Source organism: Pseudomonas sp. BF-R-24 (genome assembly GCF_019947335.1).
Taxonomy (GTDB): Bacteria; Pseudomonadota; Gammaproteobacteria; order Pseudomonadales; family Pseudomonadaceae; genus Aquipseudomonas; species Aquipseudomonas jessenii.
Genome location: NZ_JAGYGG010000034.1, coordinates 21,386 through 41,958, shown reverse-complemented (window position 1 = coordinate 41,958; position 20,573 = coordinate 21,386). Strand labels below are relative to the sequence as shown.

The 20,573-nt window shown below is 62.5% G+C and carries 8 protein-coding genes; 4 read left to right on the top strand and 4 right to left on the bottom strand.

What is annotated here, in order from left to right; all coding sequences use genetic code 11:
* Window positions 1-86 precede the first annotated feature (86 nt).
* From dsbD to dsbG, 3 genes are read left to right on the top strand one after another with little or no spacing between them, the layout of a single operon-like run.
* The gene (dsbD, locus tag KGA98_RS22480) at window positions 87-1,823 is read left to right on the top strand and encodes a protein-disulfide reductase DsbD (RefSeq protein WP_223503891.1); all 1,737 of its coding nucleotides are present in this window, start codon (window positions 87-89) and stop codon (window positions 1,821-1,823) included.
* Window positions 1,823-2,677: a TlpA disulfide reductase family protein gene (locus KGA98_RS22475; RefSeq protein WP_090457015.1), complete on the top strand. Its 855-nt coding sequence runs from the start codon at window positions 1,823-1,825 to the stop codon at window positions 2,675-2,677. The genes dsbD and KGA98_RS22475 overlap by 1 nt, the downstream gene beginning before the upstream one ends.
* Complete coding sequence (gene dsbG / locus KGA98_RS22470; RefSeq protein ID WP_057713862.1) at window positions 2,653-3,420, top strand: thiol:disulfide interchange protein DsbG; 768 nt, start codon at window positions 2,653-2,655, stop codon at window positions 3,418-3,420. Before KGA98_RS22475 ends, dsbG begins: the two co-directional genes overlap by 25 nt.
* Before the next feature lie 94 nt (window positions 3,421-3,514).
* Here dsbG and KGA98_RS22465 read toward each other — a convergent pair whose 3' ends face one another.
* The gene (locus KGA98_RS22465; protein ID WP_223503889.1) at window positions 3,515-4,327 is read right to left on the bottom strand and encodes an alpha/beta fold hydrolase; all 813 of its coding nucleotides are present in this window, start codon (window positions 4,325-4,327) and stop codon (window positions 3,515-3,517) included.
* 207 nt (window positions 4,328-4,534) lie between these two features.
* The gene (locus KGA98_RS22460) at window positions 4,535-17,533 is read right to left on the bottom strand and encodes a non-ribosomal peptide synthetase (protein WP_223503887.1); all 12,999 of its coding nucleotides are present in this window, start codon (window positions 17,531-17,533) and stop codon (window positions 4,535-4,537) included.
* Window positions 17,534-17,909: 376 nt separating this feature from the next.
* On the opposite strand from KGA98_RS22460, the gene KGA98_RS22455 reads away from it, so the two are divergent.
* Window positions 17,910-18,458, top strand: coding sequence for an RNA polymerase factor sigma-70 (locus KGA98_RS22455; RefSeq protein ID WP_046040580.1), 549 nt, complete (start codon window positions 17,910-17,912; stop codon window positions 18,456-18,458).
* Window positions 18,459-18,591: 133 nt separating this feature from the next.
* Here KGA98_RS22455 and KGA98_RS22450 read toward each other — a convergent pair whose 3' ends face one another.
* Both KGA98_RS22450 and KGA98_RS22445 read right to left on the bottom strand, forming a co-directional pair.
* Complete coding sequence (locus KGA98_RS22450; RefSeq protein ID WP_223503885.1) at window positions 18,592-19,605, bottom strand: GNAT family N-acetyltransferase; 1,014 nt, start codon at window positions 19,603-19,605, stop codon at window positions 18,592-18,594.
* Between the two features lie 75 nt (window positions 19,606-19,680).
* The gene (locus KGA98_RS22445) at window positions 19,681-20,499 is read right to left on the bottom strand and encodes a substrate-binding periplasmic protein (RefSeq protein ID WP_223503883.1); all 819 of its coding nucleotides are present in this window, start codon (window positions 20,497-20,499) and stop codon (window positions 19,681-19,683) included.
* Window positions 20,500-20,573 lie beyond the last annotated feature (74 nt).

Genomic DNA, 20,573 nt, shown 5'->3' with positions numbered 1-20,573 from the left:
CACCGCCACAAGGCCGGGGCGGTTAATCATCGGTTAATCGCCACCCGCCACTGTGCACCTCATTAGCACAGGACAAAGGCTTATCCATGCGTCGTCTGTTTTTACTTTTTACTCTCTTGATCGTGGGCCTGGCCCAGGCGGGAACCAATCCGTTCGACACCAAACCTGAATTCCTCCCGGTTGATAAAGCCTTCGCGTTTACCTCTGAACGCCTGGAATCCGGTGAAACCCAGCTCTATTGGCAGATCACCGACGGCTATTACCTGTATCAGAAACGCTTGAAGTTCGATGGCTTGCCTGCCGACCAGCATCCTGTGCTACCGGAAGGTGAAGCCCACAGCGACGAGTTTTTCGGTGAACAGCAAGTCTACCGTCAGGGCCTGGAACTGAAAATTCCGGCGGGTGCCAGCGGTCAGGTCAAGGTCAGTTACCAGGGCTGCGCCGATGCCGGTTTGTGTTATCCGCCACAAACCAGAGTCGTGGACCTGGGCAATACCAATGCATTGAATGCGGCCACTGAAGCGCCGGACCAGGCGCTGGCCAGCAGCCTGCAGCAACGGGCGCTGGGCTGGAGCCTTCTGGTGTTCTTCGGCCTGGGCCTGTTGCTGGCCTTCGCGCCATGTTCATTACCGATGCTGCCGATTCTGGCCGGGTTGATCGTCGGCAGTGGCGCCACGCCCAGACGCGGATTCGCCCTGGCCAGCAGTTATGTAGTCAGCATGGCGCTGGTGTATGCGGCGATGGGTGTCCTGGCCGCCTCCCTCGGGGCGAACCTGCAAGCCTGGTTGCAGAACCCTTGGCTGCTGGGCAGTTTCGCGGCGATTTTCGTGCTGCTGGCGCTGCCGATGTTCGGTTTCTTCGAACTGCAACTGCCGGTGGCCGTGCGTGATCGCCTGGAAAACGTCTCGCGCAATCAACGCGGCGGCAGTCTGATCGGCGCCGGGGTGCTGGGGGCGCTGTCCGGTCTGCTGGTTGGTCCCTGCATGACCGCGCCACTGGCCGGCGCCCTGCTCTACATCGCGCAAAGCGGTAACGCGCTGCATGGCGGATTGATTCTGTTTGCCATGGGCATCGGCATCGGTGTGCCTCTGCTGGTGTTGGTGACTGTCGGCAATCGCTTCATGCCCAAGCCTGGCGCCTGGATGAATCTGGTCAAAGGCATTTTCGGCTTCCTGTTCCTCGCCACCGCATTGTTGATGCTGCGTCCGGTGCTCGACGAATCCCTGTGGGTCGGCTTGTGCGGTGCGCTGCTGTTGATCGCGGCCTACAGCGCCTGGAAACAGTCGGAAGGTTTTGGCCGTATCGCGCACCTGTTTGGCGCCAGTTCGTTACTGCTCGGTTTATGGGGTGGCCTGTTGGTGATCGGTGCAGCCGGTGGCGGCGATGATCCGTTCAAGCCATTGCAGGTCTACCGCGCCTCGAACCAGGCTGTGGCCGCCGCGCCGGTTGGCCACGATGCCTTCATCACCATCAAGGATCCGCAGGCACTGCAACGGGAACTCGACGCCGCACAGGCTCAGGGCCAGTGGGTGCTGCTGGACTACTACGCCGACTGGTGCGTGTCGTGCAAGGTCATGGAAAAACAGGTCTTCGGCAAAACCCGTGTCCTCGAAGCCTTGAGCGATGTGCGCTTGCTGCGACTGGACGTCACCGCCGACAATGCCGCCAGCCGTGAACTGCTCGGCCGTTACCAAGTGCCAGGGCCACCGAGCCTGCTGTGGATTGGCGTGGACGGTGAAGAGCGGCGCAGCCAGCGCATCACCGGCGAGGTCGATGCCGATACATTCCTGCAACGCTGGACCACCACCCGAGACGCCCGTTAATGCTGACTTTCACCCTCGGCACCTTTGCCATCGCGCTCAATCACCTGCTGTTGATCAGTGCGCTGGCGCTGGCCACTTTTGTCGGCTGGCGGGTCGCCAAGCGTGGTGGTGAAAACCCTGAGTCGGTGCTGTTCAGCCTGTTTCTGATGGGCATGCTGGCAGCCAGAATCAGTTTCGTGGCGGCCTATTGGGTGCACTATCGCAACGATCCGTGGCAGGTCATCGACCTGCGCGATGGCGGTTTCCTCGCCTGGCCGGGGGTCGTGGTCGTTTTGCTCGCCACGCTGTATCGCGGCTGGCGTCGCCCGGGTCTGCGCCGTCCATTGGGCTTTGGCGTGGCCAGTGGCCTGGCGTTCTGGCTGTTGGCGACGTTCTCCCTGTCGATTTATGAACAAGGCACACGCCTGCCGGAAATCACCCTGCGCAACGCCGCCGGCGAAACCGTGCAACTGGCCGACTACAAGGGAGGCCCGTTGGTGATCAATCTCTGGGCCACCTGGTGCCCGCCGTGCCGCCGGGAAATGCCGGTGCTGGAAAACGCCCAGCAACAACGGCCGGACCTGACGTTCCTGTTCGTCAATCAGTCAGAAAGCATGCAAAGCGTCGCGATCTTTCTGGAAACCCAGGGCCTGAGCCTGTCCAACGTGCTGTTCGACGGCAGTGGGCGTCTGAGCCAGGCCGTCGGTTCCATGGCATTGCCGACTACGCTGTTCTACAACCCCGAGGGTCGCCTGCTGGGCAGCCATCTGGGCGAGTTGTCGGAAGCCAGCCTGGCCCGCGCGCTGGAAAACTTCGACACCGTACCCGCCACCTCTTCAAGGAAACTGCCATGCCCCGCCTCCGCCACCTGCTGACCCTGAGCCTTGGTGCTGCCCTGTTGCACCTGCCATCGGTGCAGGCCGAAGAGTTGCCCGATGCCATCAAGAAAATCGAGGCCAAAGGCGCGAAAATCGTCGGCCAGTTCGACGCCCCCGACGGCTTGCGTGGTTATGCCGCGCAATACCAGAACCGCGGCATGGCGCTGTACCTGACCCCGGATGGCAAACACGTGTTGCTGGGCAACCTGTATGACGCCGAGGGCAATGACCTGAGCAGCGCACCTTTGCAGAAACTGGTGTATGCGCCGATGGCCAAGGAAGTCTGGGCCAAGTTCGAAACCAGCAACTGGATCGGCGACGGCAAGAAGGATGCGCCGCGCGTGGTGTACCTGTTCAGTGACCCGAACTGCCCGTACTGCAACATGTTCTGGGAACAGGCCCGACCGTGGGTCAAGGCCGGCAAAGTGCAGTTGCGCCACATCATGGTGGGCATCATCCGCGAAGACAGCCCCGGAAAATCCGCCGCGCTGCTCGCCGCCAAAGACCCGGAAAAAGCTCTGCAGGATCACGAAGCCGCTGGCAAGGAGAGTTCGCTCAAGGCCTTGAAGGAAGTGCCGCCGGCGATTCAGGCAAAGTTCGCGGCCAACATGCAATTGATGGAAGAGCTGGAGTTGCAGGCGACGCCGGCGATTTTCTACATGGATGACAAGGGCAATCTGCAACAGCAGCAAGGCGCGCCGTCGCCGGACAAACTGGCGAAGATTCTCGGGCCGAAGTGAGTTCAGCGCCCCCATCGCGAGCAAGCTCGCTCCTACAGGGGAAGGTGATCACCTGTGGGAGCGAGCTTGCTCGCGATGGCGTCGGTAGATTCGACTAATTTCTGTCGGCCAAAAATGCCAACAAGGTTTCAGTCACAAACCCTGGGTTCTCCAGATTGGAAATATGCCCCGCCTCCGGCACCAGCACCCACGGGCAGCCAATCAGCTCAGCCATTTCACGGGCTTCACCCGGTGGCCGAGGCTTGTCCTGATCGCCGCACATCACCAGCGTGGTCGCTGCGTCCAGTTCGCCCAGACGCGATAACTGGTCATCGCGCCCAAATGTAATCCGCCCCATCGGCGCGATGCTTTCACGCAGGCGATCCGCGGGTAGAGCCGCGAGGGAAGCACGAAAATTCCGGTAGAGCGCCGACTGCGGATCAATGCCCGGCCGGAAGAAAATCGGCACCACGATATCCAGCAGCGCTGGCGTGATGACACCCGCCTCTTCGATCTGCTTCAACAGTGAAAAGTAGTACTGGCGAGTCGGCTCCGGTTCGGCGCCGGCGTAGGTGTCCATCAGCACCAGTCCGTTGATCCGCTGCGCTGCCGATAAGGCCAGGCGCGCGCCCCACATGCCGCCGACCGACAGGCCGACCAGCGTGACCCGCTCGATGTCCAGATGATCGAGCAGGACCAGGGCCTGACGCGCCAGGTCATCCAGCGACGTCGTACCGACAGGCAACGGCCCGGATTGGCCGTGTCCCCACAGGTCCAGGGCTATCACACGATACTGTTGCGACAGCGCGGCAATCTGCGGCGCCCACATGGCCTGGTCCCACAGGTAACTACCGGCCAGCAGTACCGCCGGGCCGGTACCTTGATCGATGTAGTGGAGGGCTTGTCCGTCTATCGTTACGAAGGGCATCGACTGTCTCCGCGAGCACAAAGGGAGCCCGAAGACTGAGCGGCTGACGGATCGCAGTCAATCGCGAGAATGTATGCGTTTGTACAACCGCCTACGCGGGCAAACCCGCTCCCACAGGGATTTATGCTGATCACAAATGATGTGTTCACCACCACCCACTGTGGGAGCGAGCTTGCTCGCGATGGGGTCAGTACTGACGCCAGGGAATCAAAGCCCCTCCAGCTCCGCCATCAGGTCATTCAAGCGATCCACTTTCTCCTCGGTGAGCTCGCTGGCCGTCAACCCGTCGATGTACCGGGCCAGTTCTTCCACCGTGCTGCATTCGAACATCGCCCGCAGCGGCACATCCCGTTGCAGGGTTTTCTGCACCCGTGACGCGATTTGCGTGGCCAGCAGCGAATGCCCGCCCAACTCGAAGAAGTTGTCGCGAACGCCCACCTTCTCGACCTTCAATACCTCGGCCCAAATGTCTGCCAGGGTCTGCTCCAGCTCATTGCGCGGCGCCTGGTAATCCTGGCTTTGCAATTGACCGATCTCCAGCGTCGGCAGGGCCTTGCGGTCCAGTTTACCGTTGGCGTTGAGCGGCAGCTTGTCCAGCCATAACCAGTGCAGCGGCACCATGTATTCCGGCAACTCGACACGCAGGCGTTGCTTGATGCACTCCAGGCGTTCAGCCGGATCGAGCGCAACATCCGCCGCGACCAGATAGCCCACCAGGTGCTTGCCGTTCGCCCCTTCCTGCACACCCACCGCCGCATCGCGGACTTGCGGTTGTTCGTGCAGGCGAGCTTCGATTTCACCGAGCTCGATGCGGTAACCGCGGATCTTCACCTGATGGTCGACCCGGCCGACATATTCCAGAACGCCGTCACTGCGACGGCGGGCCAGGTCGCCGGTGCGATACAGGCGCTCACCCGGTGCGCCGAACGGGTTCGGCACAAACACCGGTGCCGTGCGCAGCGGATCGCTGACATAGCCGCGACCGACCCCGGTCCCCGCCACGCACAGTTCACCCACCGCACCCAGCGGCACCAGTTCCAGCGCTCCGTCGAGCAGGTACAATTTGTTGTTGTCAGTCGGCGTACCAATCGGCAGGTAACTGCCGCGAGTCGACGCCATATCGACGCGGAAGAACGCCACGTCATCCGAGCACTCCGCCGGGCCATAGGCGTTGACCAGACCGATCTGCGGATAGCGCAGCAACCATTGATGCGCCAGTTCCGGCGGCATCGCCTCCCCCGTCGGCAACATCCAGCGCAAGCCGTCGAGGCTCATGCGTTCCTGGGCGAGCATGCCCTGGATCAGCGAAGGCACGCTTTCCAGCACGGTGATGCCCTGGCTTTGCACATGGGCCAGCAAACCCTGGGGATCGTGGGCAATGGTGTTCGGCACGATGTCCACCCGTGCGCCGAATAACGGCGCGGCGAGGAACTGCCAGACTGAAATATCGAAGCTTTGCGAAGCGGTTTGCGCGATCACGTCGGCGTCGCTCAGGTTCAGGTACGGCACCTTGCTCAATTGGTTGTTGAGCATGCCGCGCTGTTCGACCATCACACCTTTTGGCAAACCGGTGGAGCCAGAGGTGTAGATCACATAGGCGAGGTTGTCCGGACCACTGTAGACACCAGGATTGTCCGCCGACAGCGCAAGGGCCTGGACTTCCTCCCAGACCAGCAGCCGTGGCCGGCTGGAGCAGCCGAACTCCTCGAGCAAGGCTTGCGCCTGCTCACGACAGGCTTGCGTGCACACCAGCAATGGCGTGCGGCTCAGATCGATGATCCGGCTCAGACGCTGACTCGGCAAACCCGGATCCAGCGGCAGGTAGCCCGCCCCTGCCTTGAAGCTGCCGATGATCATGCCCAGCAAGTCGAGGCTGCGTTCGGCCAGCAAGGCCACCGGTTGATCGCGCCCGACACCGGCGGCGATCAATGCATGAGCGAGGCGGTTGCTGCGCTGGTTCAGCTCCAGATAACTGTATTGCCGGTCCAGACAACTGGCGGCAATTCGCAGTGGGTGCCGGGCGACCTGCGTTTCGAACAATGAAACGTAGCTCTGCTCCAGCGGGTAATCGTGTTCGCTCTGGTTGCAGCCATGGATGAGGAAGTCCTGCTCCTCAGTCCCCAGCAACGGCAGGTCGGCCATGTCGCCATGGAAACCTTCCACCAATGCCAGCAGCAGACGCTTGAACTCAGCGAGCATGCGCTCGACCGTGGCCTCATCGAAGTAGCGTTGGTCGTAGGACAGGTGCAAGCCCAGGTCATCGCCCGGATAGCACACGGCCGTGAGCGGGAAGTTGGTATGGGTTCGGCCCGAGTCCGAGGTCGCGTTGAGGCTCTGCGCACGGTCGAGCACCGAGACTTCCACCGGGGCGTTTTCGAACACGAACAGGCTGTCGAACAGCGGCTGGCCTTTGGGCAGTTCGCTTTGCTCCTGGATGTTCACCAGTGGCAGGTATTCGTATTCACGCAGTTGCATATTGTTGTCGAGCAGACCGGTGAGCCACTGGCGCACGCTGCATCGCTGGCCGTCCTCAGGCATTTTCACCCGCAGCGCGATGCTGTTGATGAACAGGCCAACGGTGCGCTGCATCTGCGGCATGTCCACCGGACGCCCGGCCACGGTGACGCCGAACAGCACGTCGCGATCACCGCTCAAGCGCCGCAGCACCAGCGCCCACGCCGCCTGGGCAAAGGTGTTGATGGTCAACTGATGGGCCTGGGCCAGTTCGCGCAATTGCGCACCGTCACGGGCATCGAGCCTTGCATAGCGGTCGCCGACGATCATGCCGCCGCTGTCGCCGGCATGTTCACGCAGCAATGGCCGGTCGCTCGGGATCGGCGTGGTCCGTTCGAAACCCTGCAGGTTGGTTTTCCACCACTGCCGTGCTTCGGCCAGGCTCTGATGCTGCAGCCAACCGATGTAGTCGCGATAACGTGGTGGCACCTCCAGCTGCGCTTCCCGGCCTTCGCCGAGGGCGCTGTAGATCTCGAAGAAATCATTCATCAGCAGCGAACGGCACCAGGCATCGATGAGGATGTGGTGGTTGCTCATCATGAACCAGTAGCGCGCCGCGCCCACACGGATCAATCGCAAGTGGAACGGCGCCTGGTTGAGCAGATCGAACCCGGCCTCGCGTTCGGTCTTGAGCAGGGTTTGCAGCTTCGGCTCTTGCTCGACTTCGGCGAGATTGCTCCAGTCGAGGTATTCGATCGGCGTGCTGCCCGGTTTGTGGATCACTTGCAGCATGTCTTCGCCGACGTTCCAGCAGAACGACGCGCGCAATGCTTCGTGGCGGGCGATCACTGCTTGCCAGGCCTGGGCGAAACGCTGCGGGTCCAGTTCGCTGTTGATGCGGTAGCGGTCCTGCATGTAGTACAGGCCGGTGCCCGGCTCCAGCAAGGTGTGCAACAGCATGCCTTCCTGCATCGGGGTCAGCGGGTAGACGTCTTCGATGACGGCGGCCGGGACCGGCAGCGCATCCAGTTGAGTCTGGCTGAGATTCGCCAGCGGGAAGTCCGACGGCGTCAGGCCACCCGCGTCGTCGCGCAGGCAATGCTCGATCAGGCTGTTCAACTCACCGAGGTAGGCATCGGCCAACTCGTCGATGGTTTGCCCATCGAAGCGTTCGGCGCTGAAAGTCCAGCGCAGTACCAGTTCACCGCCATACACCTGACCGTCGACGCTCAGCTCGTTGGGCAACGGGGCATTGGCATCGTGGGCCGCGCCAATGGCTTCATCCAGTGGATGGAACAGCGCGTCTGCCCCGAAGCTCTGGTCGAACTGGCCGAGGTAGTTGAAGGTGATCGGCGCCACCGGCAACTGCGCCATGCTGTGACGGCTCAGGTCATCGGCCAGGTAACGCAGCACGCCATAGCCCAGGCCTTTGTGCGGCACGGCACGCAATTGCTCCTTGATCGCCTTGATCGACACGTCCTGCCCGGCGGCTTCTTCGATGTTCAGCGGCGTCAGGCGCAGTGGGTAGGCGCTGGTGAACCAGCCGACGGTGCGGGTCAGGTCGATCTCGTCGAACAGCGCTTCGCGGCCGTGGCCTTCCAGCTGAATCAGCGCCGATGGCTGACCGCTCCAGCGGCACAGCACGCGGGCCAATGCGGTCAGCAGCAAGTCGTTGACCTGGGTGCGATAGGCACTCGGTGCCTGTTGCAGCAACTGCCGGGTACGCTCGCTGTCGAGGCGCACGCTGACGGTTTGCGCATGACGATTCTGCCGCCCGCCAGCGGGGTGATCACAGGGCAAATCGGCAGTGGGCCCGGCCAGGTGCGCCTGCCACCAGCCCAGTTCTTCGCGCAGGGACTCACTGCCGGCGTAGGCTTGCAGCCGTGCGGCCCAGTCCTTGAAGGCGCTGGTTTTCGCCGGCAGTTTCACCGACTGCTGCGCGTCCAGTTGGCGGTACACGGTTTGCAGGTCGTCCAGCAATACGCGCCATGAAACACCGTCGACGACCAAGTGGTGAATCGCGATGAACAGCCGTTGCTGGCCCTCGGGACCATCGACCAGCAACACGCGTATTAGCGGTCCCTCTTCGAGGTCGAGGCTGCGCTGGGCATCGGCGAACAAGGCCGCGCATTTGTCCATCGACGAAACGCGTACCTGCCACAGCACCGGCGCCTCGGAAATCGGCTGATGCTGTGCTTGCCACTGACCGGCGACCTTGCTGAAGCGCAGACGCAAGGCGTCGTGCTGTTCGATTACCGCCAGCAGCGCTTGCTCCAGTCGATGGGGCTCCAGAGGTGCGGTCGGTTGCAGCAACAACGCCTGGTTCCAGTGCTGGCGCTGTGGGATATCGGTGTCGAAGAACCAGTGCTGGATCGGCGTCAGACGCGACTCACCCATGATCAAGCCCTGCTCGGCGCTGACCTGCTCGCTGCGGCTGGCCACGGCGGCGAGGGTCTGCACGGTCTGGTGCTGGAACAGGTCGCGAGGGCTGAAGTGAATGCCCTGCTGCCGTGCCCGGCTGACCACCTGGATCGACAGGATCGAGTCACCGCCCAACTCGAAGAAGTTGTCGTTGAGGCCGACCTGTCCGATGTTCAGCACTTCGCACCAGATCTGCGCGAGGCTGACTTCAAGCTCGTTGCTCGGCGCTACGTAGTGATGGCGATTCAGCTCCGGGTCCGGCGCAGGGAGAGCGCGGCGGTCGAGTTTGCCATTGGCGGTCAGCGGCATGCTGCCCAGCAGGATCAGGTGCGTGGGCACCATGTAGTCTGGCAGTTGCGATTTCAGATGCGCCTTGAGGGCCTCGCGCAAGACCGATTGCTGTGCTTCGTTCTGTTCGGCGACGTCAGTCACCAGATAGCCGACCAGTTGCTTGCCACTCGGTGCATCGAGCGCCAGCACAACGGCTTCACGAATCGATTCGTGCTCCAGCAGACGGGTTTCGATCTCGCCCAGTTCGATGCGGAAACCACGAATCTTCACTTGATGGTCGATGCGTCCGAGGTATTCCACCAGGCCGTCGGCGCGCTGGCGCACCAGGTCGCCGGTGCGGTAGATACGTCCGCCGTTGGCGGCAAACGGATCGGCCACAAAGCGCTCCGCGGTCATGCCCGGACGCTGGTGATAACCCTGGGCCAGACCCGCGCCACCGACGTACAACTCGCCCGTCGCGCCTTGCGGCACCAACGCCAGGTCGGCGTCGAGAATGTAGGCCACGCGGTCGCCGATGATGCTGCCGATCGGCACACTGCCGGCGCCCTCTTCCAGCACTTCGGGGGCGAGACTGGCCAGCGGCATGACCACGGTTTCGGTCGGGCCGTAGGCGTTGAAGAACAGGCTCGGCTTGAAGGCTGCGCGAATGCGCGCCAGGTGTTCACCGGTCAGTGCTTCGCCGCCGGTAATGATCATGCGCACCGCCAGGGTTTCATTTTGCGTTGCCAGCCATTGCGCCAACTGGCTGCCATAGCTCGGCGTGAATCCGAGGACGTTGATCTGATGACGACGGATCAGGTCACAGATTTCTTCCGCGTCCCACTGCCCTTGAGCCCGCAGCACCACTTGCGCACCGCTGAGCAGCGGCACCAGCAAACGCTCGGTGGCGGCGTCGAAGTTGATCGAATAGAAGTGCAGTTCGCAATCGTCAGGGCGCATGGTGAAACGCTCGATCACCGCGCGGCAGTGCATGGCGATTTCGCCGTGGGATACCACCACGCCTTTCGGTTTGCCGGTCGAGCCCGAGGTGTAAATCAGGTAGGCCTGATGCTGCGGCAGGCTGATCAACGGCAATTCGGTGGCCGGGTAATTGGCCAGTGCAGCGGCGTCTTCTTCAAGACACCAGCGGCCGACGGTCGCCGGCAACTCGCCCAGGGCCTTGAACATCGCTGCATCGCTGAGCAGCAAACCGATGCCGCTGTCTTTAATCATGTAATGCAAGCGGTCCAGCGGGTATTCCGGATCCAGCGGCACATAGGCGCCGCCAGCCTTGAGGATCGCCAGCAGGCCGACGACCATCTCCAGCGAGCGCTCCAGTGCCAGCCCCACACGAACCTGCGGTCCGACGCCACGCTCGCGCAGCATCCAGGCCAGGCGATTGGCCCGGCCGTCGAGTTCGGCATAGCTCAGGGTTTGCCCGGCGAAGGTCAGGGCCGGAGCGTCCTGGCGCATCAAGGCTTGCTCGGCGAACAGGTGATGGATGCACTGGTCCATCCGATGCTCGCCCGGCTCGACGCCGAGGCTGTCGAGCAGATGTTGTTGTTCGCCACACGTCAGCAGCGGCAGTTCGCTCAAGCGCTGCTGCGGATCGGCAATCAGCGCCTCCAGCAGGTTGCGCCAATGCCCGGCCATGCGCGCAATGCGCGGCTCGTCGAACAGATCGGTGCTGTAGGTCAGGCAGCAACCCAGGCGATGGTCCAGGTCGGTGACTTCCAGGTTGAGGTCGAACTTGGTCGCGCGGGCATCGTTGGCCAGGTACTCGACCGTCATGCCGGCCAGGGTGCGGCTTTGCTGGAACTCCCAGCGCTGCACGTTGCACATCACCTGGAACAATGGGTTGTAGGCCGCGCTGCGGGGTGGTTGCAAGGCTTCCACCAGATGATCGAACGGCAGGTCCTGATGGGACTGTCCTTCGATCACCGTGTGGCGCACCTGCTCGAACAATTCGCCCACGGACATCTGCCCGTCGAGCTGGCAGCGCAGCACCTGTGTGTTGAGGAACGCGCCGATCAGCCCTTCGCTTTCCGGGCGAATGCGGTTGGCCACCGGCGCGCCGATGCGCAGATCGGTCTGGCCGCTGTAGCGGTACAGCAGCGTAGCCAGGGCGGCGGTCATGGTCATGAACAGGGTCAGGCCGTGTCGCGCATTGAAGGCGCGGACCCGTGCCGCGAGGTCGTCGCTCAGGTCAAAGCGATACAACTCACCCTGATGGCTTTGCACCGGCGGACGCGGACGGTCGGCCGGCAACTCCAGCAGCGGGTGTTCGCGGCCCAGTTGCGTTGTCCAGTAATCGAGCTGGCGCTGACGCTCGCCGGACTCCAGCCACTGACGCTGCCACACGCTGTAATCCAGGTACTGCACCGGCAACGGCGCCAGCGGTGATTCACGGTCATCGACGAACGCTTCGTACAGCGCGCTGAGCTCCCGGGCAAAAATGTCCATCGCCCAGCCTTCGGTGACGATGTGGTGCAGGGTCAGAACGAAGTAGTGGTCCTGTTCGGCGGTCTTGACCAGGCAGGCGCGCAGCAGGGGTCCGGTCTCCAGATCGAACGGCTGGTGCGCTTCGTCGTCGACCAGTTGCTGGACCTGCCACTCGCGGACCTCGGCATCCAGCGCAGTGAAATCCTTCCACGCCATGCGCACGCCGGTTTGCGCGTGTACTTGCTGGCGGGCGACGCCGTCGATGCTCGGGAACGTGGTGCGCAGGGTTTCGTGACGCAGGATCAGGGCTTGCATCGCGGCCTCGAAACGCGCCACGTCGAGCACGCCACGCAGCCGCGCCATGCCGCCGACGTTGTAGGCCGGACTGTCGGGCTCCATCTGCCAGAGGAACCACATGCGCTGCTGGGAATAGGACAGCGGCACCGCCTGCCCACGGTCGACTTTTTCAATCGGCGGCTGTTTGTTGGTGCTGCCACTGGCCTGGATCAGGCGAACCTGTTCGGCAAACGCACCGAGTTCGCTGTGCTCGAACAGCGCCCGCAGCGGCAACTCGACGTCGCAGACCTGGCGGGTGCGGGAGATGATTTGCGTGGCCAGCAGCGAGTGACCGCCGAGGGCAAAAAAATCATCGCGCAAACCGACTTGCGTCAAACCCAGCACTTCGCGCCAGATGCCGGCGATGTGTTGTTCCAGTTCTGTCACAGGCTCGACGTGCTCGCGAACCTGCCACTGCGGTTCCGGCAACGCGCGGCGGTCGAGCTTGCCGCTCGGGCCGAGGGGCATTTGGTCCAGGCGCATCAGCTGCGTCGGCACCATGTATTCCGGCAGTTCGGCGGCCAATGCGCTTTTCAGGCGCGCGGTTTGTTCGACCTCGTCCCCGGCATTGTCCGCAGCGGTGTAGTAACCGATCAACTGCGCCCCGGCCACGGTGTCGCGCACTAGCACCACGGCTTGCGCAACGCCATCCTGGGCCAGCAGCCGTGCCTGGATCTCCTCCGGCTCGACCCGGAACCCGCGCAACTTGACCTGTTGATCGAGACGGCCGAGGTATTCGATCACGCCATCCGCCGTCCAGCGTGCCCGGTCGCCGGTGCGATACAGGCGTGCGCCCGGCTCGCCCAACGGATCGACCACGAATCGTTCGGCGGTCAACGCCGGGCGACCGAGGTAACCACGGGCCAAGCCAATGCCGCTGATGCACAACTCACCCGGCACACCGACCGGAACGGGATGCAGGTCGCTGTCGAGCACGCGGCAGATCACATTGCCCAGCGGCCGGCCAATCGGCGAGCGTTCGCCATCGGCGCTGGAGCATTGCCAGTGGGTGACGTTGATCGCGGTTTCGGTCGGTCCGTAACGGTTGTGCAGTTGCACCGCCGGCAGCTGCGCCAGCACCCGATTGCGCAGCTCCGCGGGCAAGGCTTCGCCCCCGGAGAACAGCCGGCGCAGGCTGGTGCATTCAGCACTGAGCGGTTCGTCGATGAACAGCGAAAGCAGCGGCGGCACGAAGTGCAACGTGGTCACGCCGTACGCTTGTACCAGCTGTGCGATGCGATGTGGATCGCGGTGTTCGCCGGGACCGGCGATCAACAGACGTGCGCCTGTGATCAGCGGCCAGAAGCACTCCCACACCGACACGTCGAAACTGATCGGCGCCTTTTGCATCAGCACGTCGGTTTCGTTCAGGCGATAAGTGTCCTGCATCCATTGCAGGCGCTCGGCCAGCGCCGCGTGGGTGTTGCCGACGCCTTTGGGCTGGCCGGTGGAACCGGAGGTATAAATCACATAGGCAAGATTGTCGCCGTGCAGATGCAGCCCCGGCGCATGGCTTGGCCAACTGTCCAGGTGCAGGGTGTCCATGGCGATCGAACTGACACCCTCGCTGGCCGGCAAGCGCTCGAGCAGTCGGGTGTGCGTCAGCAGCAATTGAACACCGCTGTCGCTGAGCATGTAGGCCAGGCGTTCGGCGGGATAGTCCGGGTCCAGCGGCACGTAGGCGCCACCGGCCTTGATGATCGCCAGCAGGCCGATCAGCAGTTGCGGCGAACGCTCGCAGGCGATGGCCACGCAGACGTCCGGGCCGACGCCTTTGTCGCGCAGGTAATGGGCCAGACGGTTGGCCTGGGTGTGGAGTTCGGCGAAATCCATCTGGCCGCCCTCCCAGATCAACGCCGGGCGCCCAGGTGTCAGCCGGGCTTGTTGGTTGAGCGATTCGGGCAGCCATTGACTGGCCGCTGCGCAGGGTGCGCTGGCCCAGTCCGATTGCTGATGCTGCTCGGCGGCCGTCAACAGCGGCAGGTCACCGATGGCGATGTCCGTTTGCTCGCAGACAGCCCGCAGCAGGTTGCTGAAATGGTCGGCCAGGCGCTCGATGGTCGCGGCGTCGAACAGTTCGTTGGCGTAGTCGAAGGACAAGGTCAGGCGACCGTTGCGGTCTTCTTCGCTGTGCAGCTGCACATCGAACTTGGCTTCGCGGCTATGCCACGGCAACTCTTCGGCCAACAGCCCCGGCAGGCGCTTCAAGGCGCCAAGGTCGCGTTGCTGATGGTTGAACATGACCTGGAACAGGCCCTGTTCACGGGCCTGCGGGAAGGCTTCGAGCAGTTGCTCGAACGGCAGGTCCTGATGCGCTTGCGCACCCAACGCCGCCTGACGGGTCTGCGCGAGCAACTCAACGAATGGCAGACTTGAGTCCACTTCGGCACGCAGCACCTGGGTATTGATGAAGAAGCCGATCAGACCCTGGGTTTCCAGGCGCGGACGGTTGGCATTGGGCACACCGATGCGGATATCTCGTTGGCCGCTGTAGCGGTGCAACAAGGTCTGGAACGCAGCCAGCAACAACATGAAGACGGTCGATTCATGGGCCTGGGCGGTCTGACGAATCGCATCGCTCAGGGGAGCGCCCAGACGCACGGTGTGGCGAGCGGCGCTGTGCAGTTGTTGTGCTGAGCGTGGATGGTCGGTGGCCAGGCTCAGGGTTGGATGTTCATCACCCAAGCGGTCTTTCCAATAAGCCAGTTGCCGCTCGCCTTCCCCTTGCGCCAGCCATTGCCGTTGCCAACTGCCGTAGTCGGCGTACTGCGTCGGCAATGGCGCCAGCACCGCTTGCTGGCCCTGGGAGGCGGTCGCATACAGGCGCGAGAACTCGTCGATCAGCACATTCAGCGACCAGCCGTCAGCGATGATGTGGTGCAGGGTCACCAACAATTGATGGTCTTCGTCGTCGAGGCGCACCAGCGTCACCCACATCAACGGGCCTTTCTCCAGATCGAACCGGGTCCGCGCTTCGTCCTCGCGGATTTGCTGCGCCCGGGCCTCACGCTCGGCGGCCGGCAGGTCGCTGATATCGATCAGTTGCAGGTTGAACTCACCCGCCGGATCGACCTGTTGCAGCGCCACGCCATCACGCTCGAAGAATCGTGTGCGCAGGGATTCGTGGCGCTCGATCAACTGCTGGAAACTGGCGCGCAAGGCGTCCTCATCCAGCTCGCCGCGCAGGCGCAAGCCGCCAGGAATGTTGTAGGCGCTGCTGTGTGGGTCGAGTTGCCAAGTGATCCACAGGCGGTTTTGTGCCAGGGATTGCGGCATCGGTTGCTGGCGCGACAGTGCCGTGATCGCGCCCTGGGCCAGACCACCGTCCTGTTGCAGACGGGTCACGACATCGGCGAATGCGCCGAGCGTCGGCGCTTCGAACAGCAGGCGCAGGCTCAACTCCAGACCCAACTCTTCCCGCAGACGCGCCACCACTTGCGTCGCTGCAATGGAGTTGCCGCCAAGCAGGAAGAAATGATCGTCGGCGCCCACCTGCGCCACTTGCAACTGCTCACACCAGATACGTGCGATCAAGCTTTGCAGCTCCGATCCCAACTCGCTATTGCCCGTGCTTTCGTTGCTGGCCGACGGGAACACCGCGTAGCTGTCGAGGCTGCCGTCCGCCAGGCGATTGCGACACGCCGAGCGCTGCAATTTACCGCTGGACGTTTTGGGCAGCGCACCCGGATTGAGCAGCACCACCACGCTCGGTGCCTCCTGATACGCCTCGGCGACGGTCTGGCGAATGGCGTTGATCAAGGATTCAGGCGGCAGGATTTTCTGCACGCTGCGGCTGATTTCAGCGGCGATGCCGATGCCTTCCTGACCGTCAACCGTGACGGCGAAGGCGGCGACGCGTCCTTTGCGCACCACTTCCACTTCACGCTCGACAGTCTGCTCGATGTCCTGCGGGTACAGGTTGTGCCCGCGCACGATCAGCATGTCCTTCAGGCGCCCGGTGATAAACAGTTCGCCGTTGCGCAGAAAACCCAGGTCACCGGTGCGCAACCAGGTCTGCCCGGCGTGCTGGACGAAGGTCTTGGCGGACGCCTCGGGGTTGCGCCAGTAGCCTGAGGCGATGCTCGGCCCGCTGGCCCAGACTTCGCCGACGACGTTGTCGGCCTGTTCGCTGAGCGAGACAGGATCGAAGATCAACACCGCGTGCGCCGGCTGGCTGATACCGCAACTTATGATCGGGCTGCCCTCGCCCGCTTCGATGCGGTTCTGCGCCAGGGCCTGATCGTCAACCCGCAGGTTGCCGATGCCCTGGCCGCGCGCTGTGCCGGCAACGAACAAGGTGGCTTCGGCCAGACCGTAGGAGGCCATGAAACTGTCCGCGGTGAAGCCGCAGGTCGCGAACTTCCCGGCGAAGCGCTCCAGGGTGTCGAGGCGAATCGGTTCGGAACCGGAATACGCCACGCGCCAGCCACTCAGATCGAGCCGTTCCAGGGCCGACTCGCTGACCCGCTCACTGCACAAGCGATAGGCAAAATCCGGCCCGCCGCTGATGGTGCCGCCGTATTCGCTGATCGCCTCCAGCCAGCGCAATGGCCGACCGAGAAAATACGCCGGGGACATCAACACGCAAGGCACGCCGCTGAAAATCGGCTGCAGCAAGCCGCCGATCAGGCCCATGTCGTGATACAGCGGCAGCCAGCTGACGATGACGTCGTCGGGGTTCAGGTCAATGCCGAAACCGTGGCGAATCAGCAATTCGTTGGCCACCAGATTGCCGTGGCTGACTTGCACGCCTTTGGGCAGCGCGGTGGAGCCAGAGGTGTATTGCAGGAAGGCGATATGATCGTCCTGCAAGTCCACCGCGACCCAGCGCTCGGCCAGTGCATCGTCGAGGGTATCGACACACAGCAGCGGCGGCGCGCCTTCGATCTGCTGCAACCCATCGCGCAGTCCGGCGCTGGTCAACAGCAAGCGCGGCTGGGCATCGCTGATGATCGACAACAGGCGCTCCTGGTGATGACGGCGTGTCGACTCCGGCGGGTAGGCTGGCACCGCGATCACCCCGGCGTACAGGCAACCGAAGAACGCCGCAACGTAATCCGGGCCACTGGGGAACAGCAACACCGCGCGGTCGCCAACATCCGTCTGGGCCTGCAACGCGCCGGCAATCGTCCGTGCCCGCAGATCCAGTTCGCGATAGCTGAGCACCACAGCCTGGTCCGGGGTCTCGGCGAGAAAGCGCAGGGCCACCCGATCCGGCGTCAGCGCCGCGCGGCGCTGAAGGGCTTGGACCATTGTGCTGGGGAGTTCGAACGCGTCGGTCATGAGGTTTCCTGCCTGAATTCGGCTTGGTAGGAGCGAGCCTGCTCGCGAAAATCCGGAGAACGCCGCGGGGTGTCAGGCGCCCATCGTTGACGACCATCGCGAGCGAGCTCGCTCCTACAGGGTGATGAGGGTTGCGCTGTGCAATTCACCAATGAGAACGGATGACGTCTGGAAATAATTAGTCGCCAGGCTGGAACGCAAAGCAGACTGAAGTGAGTCAGCGTGTCGCAGTTCTCACTCTTTACCTTTGTAACGCATTAGTTCTTTTTCTCATTTGACAATCATTATCATTAAGCCTAATTTGTCGCTCGATGTGTAGGACGGCCCCCCGGCTCATTCGCCGTCCCACTAACCTTTTGGCAGCAAGGTGATTTCCATGATGGAACCAGTATCCACAAGCAGGTGCGATACACCGCTACTTCAGGCATTCGTCGACAATCGATTGATTCTGGTGAAGATCGCAGCCCGAATTACCGGTTGCCGCTCACGTGCCGAAGATGTTGTGCAGGATGCATTCTTCCGGCTGCAATCGGCCCCGCCCATCACCAGTTCGATCAAGGCTCAGCTCAGCTACCTGTTCCAGATCGTGCGCAACCTGGCGATCGACCACTACCGCAAACAGGCGCTGGAGCAGAAGTATTCCGGCCCTGAAGAGGAAGGGCTGAATGTGGTGATCCAGGGTGCGTCACCGGAAACGTCGCACATCAATTTCTCGACGCTGGAGCACATCGCCGATGCGTTGACCGAGTTGCCGAGCCGCACCCGCTACGCCTTCGAGATGTACCGTCTGCACGGCGTACCGCAAAAAGACATCGCCAAGGAACTCGGCGTCTCGCCGACCCTGGTGAACTTCATGATCCGTGATGCGCTGGTGCACTGCCGCAAGGTGTCGGGCAAGCGTGGCGATATGGCTGCTCGCCAATAAGATCCGAGATCTGCATCGCTTCCTTCGCGAGCAAGCCCGCTCCCACAGGGTCCTGCGAACACAGGAAAAATGTGGGAGCGGGCTTGCTCGCGAAGGCGCACTCAAGACCGCAACGAATCTTGACCCTCAAGCCTCAGGCCAGTGCGCACCGATCAAAAAACCGCTCCCGCCCCAACACCATCAGGGCCGCGCGCTTGTGCGGAAAGTCGAACTCTTTCTCGCAGTGAAAGCGCTGCTCTTGCATGTATCCGATCATCTTCGCGTTATCGGCACGAGGCTCGGCAACCACGCGCTGCGTGCGCGGGTCATCGAGAAACAGATAATGCACCAGCGCCGATAACCAACTCGCCACCTTGTGCGGACCGCGGTGATTTTCTTCGCCCACCAGCATGTGGATGCCACGGTCGTAATCGCCGGCCTCGTAGAACGGCGCGATGCGATCTTCCCTGGCCCAGTAGGCTTCGAAATAAGCGAAGGGCTGATCGTCGAAACAACCGATCAGCGTCAGCGTGTGCGGGTCGGCTTCGAGTTTGCTCAGGTATTGGCGATGCTGTTCGAGGCTGCCCTCCTCCTGCCAGAAACTCGCGACACGCGGGCTGTTCTGCCAGCGGTTGAAGCGTGCCAGGTCTTGCTCGATGTCCAGCGTGCGCAGGGAAACCCGGGCACCCAGCCGCGCATCGAAGCGTTGATACACTTCACCACGGGGTTTGACCGGCCGCCGTGGATGACGCTTGCCGTCGGTGATGAGCATTTGCTGCGGGTAGCTGCCGGTCAGGGAATGCCCCAGCCAAGGCTGCGGCAACTGCCAGAACAAGGTGCGCTCGCAGTGATACTGACCGTTGACGGGAGTCGTAATCAGCAGACCGCTGAGCACGGCTTCGTCCGGCACCTCTTGCAGTTGCCAGACCAGGCGCTGACAGTCGGGGTTGCGAGCGAACAGCCAGTAACAGGCCACCCACAATGACTGTCCTTCAGGGCGACTGAAACGCTGCTCCAGTTGCACGTGCAACTCGGGGCCACGATTCAGCCGCAGGGCAAGCAACGGTTGCCCTTCCAGGCTGAGGCTCAGGCGGCAATCGGTTTCATCGGCGGCAAGACGACTGCCTGTCGGCAGACACAGGGCAGTCAGGTCATTCAGATTGGGCATGGGTCGGGCTCACGATAATCGTCGACAGTTCAACGAGGTGACGTCAGCCACAGCGGGAAATTTAGGAAAAGACCATCATTTGGCGACTTGTGATGCCGGTTCGTTGTGCGGGACCGGCACAAGCGCAATCTTGTACGGATCGAAAATCTTCAACATCTGGCCGTTGTCCCGCAAGCCTTGCAGCACCTTGGCGAATGCCTCGCCGCTGATGGGAGCCGTCGGGCGCAGGATGGCGTAATGGTGATAGACCTGATCGATGCGTTGGGACGCCAGCAACTCGCTGGCAACTTTTTCATTGCGCAAGAAGTAGTCGCTCAGGTACGAACGCGTGACCAGCGCGATGTCGGCGCGACCGCGCAACACCATCAGCAGATTGCTGTCATGGGAATAGGTCAGCGTAGCGTTGTAGTTTTTCGCCAGGTACAGGGGGTCGGCATTGAAGTTGGCGAACTCGTAGTGATAGCCGCTGAACAGTGCCAGACGCTTGCCGCTCAGGTCGGCAAAATAGCTCTGCTGCCGATCGGGCAGGCGTTGCGCAACAAAAATCTCGGCGTCCTCCAGCCCCATGTCGACGGCCGTGTGGGGGAACTTTTCCCAACCCCAGGCGGGATTTTCAAAGATGGCCATGTCGATCCGGCCCTGCTCGAAGTCACCAAAACGCCGGGGAACGGACGTGGGTACCAGGACAAACTGGTAGTCGCTTTGCGATGCGTTCATCGCCTCGACCAGTTGCGGCAGCAACCCGGTATCGGCCCCGGATTCCGGGCGCACGGTGTACGGCGGAAAGTGCGCGGCACCAATGCGCACCAGTTGTGCAGCCTGGGACGGCATCATCGTTGACGCCGCAAGCATCGTCAGCAAAAGCCGCGAGGCTGATCGAATTGGCGAACCCATCAAAACGTCCCCACTCCCCTAATAAAACGGTACCAATGCATTCAAGCTAGGCGGTTTTGTCCAGTTAGCCAGTT

Coding starts and splice junctions, on each gene's coding strand:
- KGA98_RS22445 (WP_223503883.1), bottom strand. CDS start 20,499: ATGGGTTCGCCAATTCGATCAGCCTCGCGGCTTTTGCTGACGATGCTT.
- KGA98_RS22450 (WP_223503885.1), bottom strand. CDS start 19,605: ATGCCCAATCTGAATGACCTGACTGCCCTGTGTCTGCCGACAGGCAGT.
- KGA98_RS22475 (WP_090457015.1), top strand. CDS start 1,823: ATGCTGACTTTCACCCTCGGCACCTTTGCCATCGCGCTCAATCACCTG.
- dsbG (WP_057713862.1), top strand. CDS start 2,653: ATGCCCCGCCTCCGCCACCTGCTGACCCTGAGCCTTGGTGCTGCCCTG.
- KGA98_RS22465 (WP_223503889.1), bottom strand. CDS start 4,327: ATGCCCTTCGTAACGATAGACGGACAAGCCCTCCACTACATCGATCAA.
- KGA98_RS22460 (WP_223503887.1), bottom strand. CDS start 17,533: ATGACCGACGCGTTCGAACTCCCCAGCACAATGGTCCAAGCCCTTCAG.
- KGA98_RS22455 (WP_046040580.1), top strand. CDS start 17,910: ATGATGGAACCAGTATCCACAAGCAGGTGCGATACACCGCTACTTCAG.
- dsbD (WP_223503891.1), top strand. CDS start 87: ATGCGTCGTCTGTTTTTACTTTTTACTCTCTTGATCGTGGGCCTGGCC.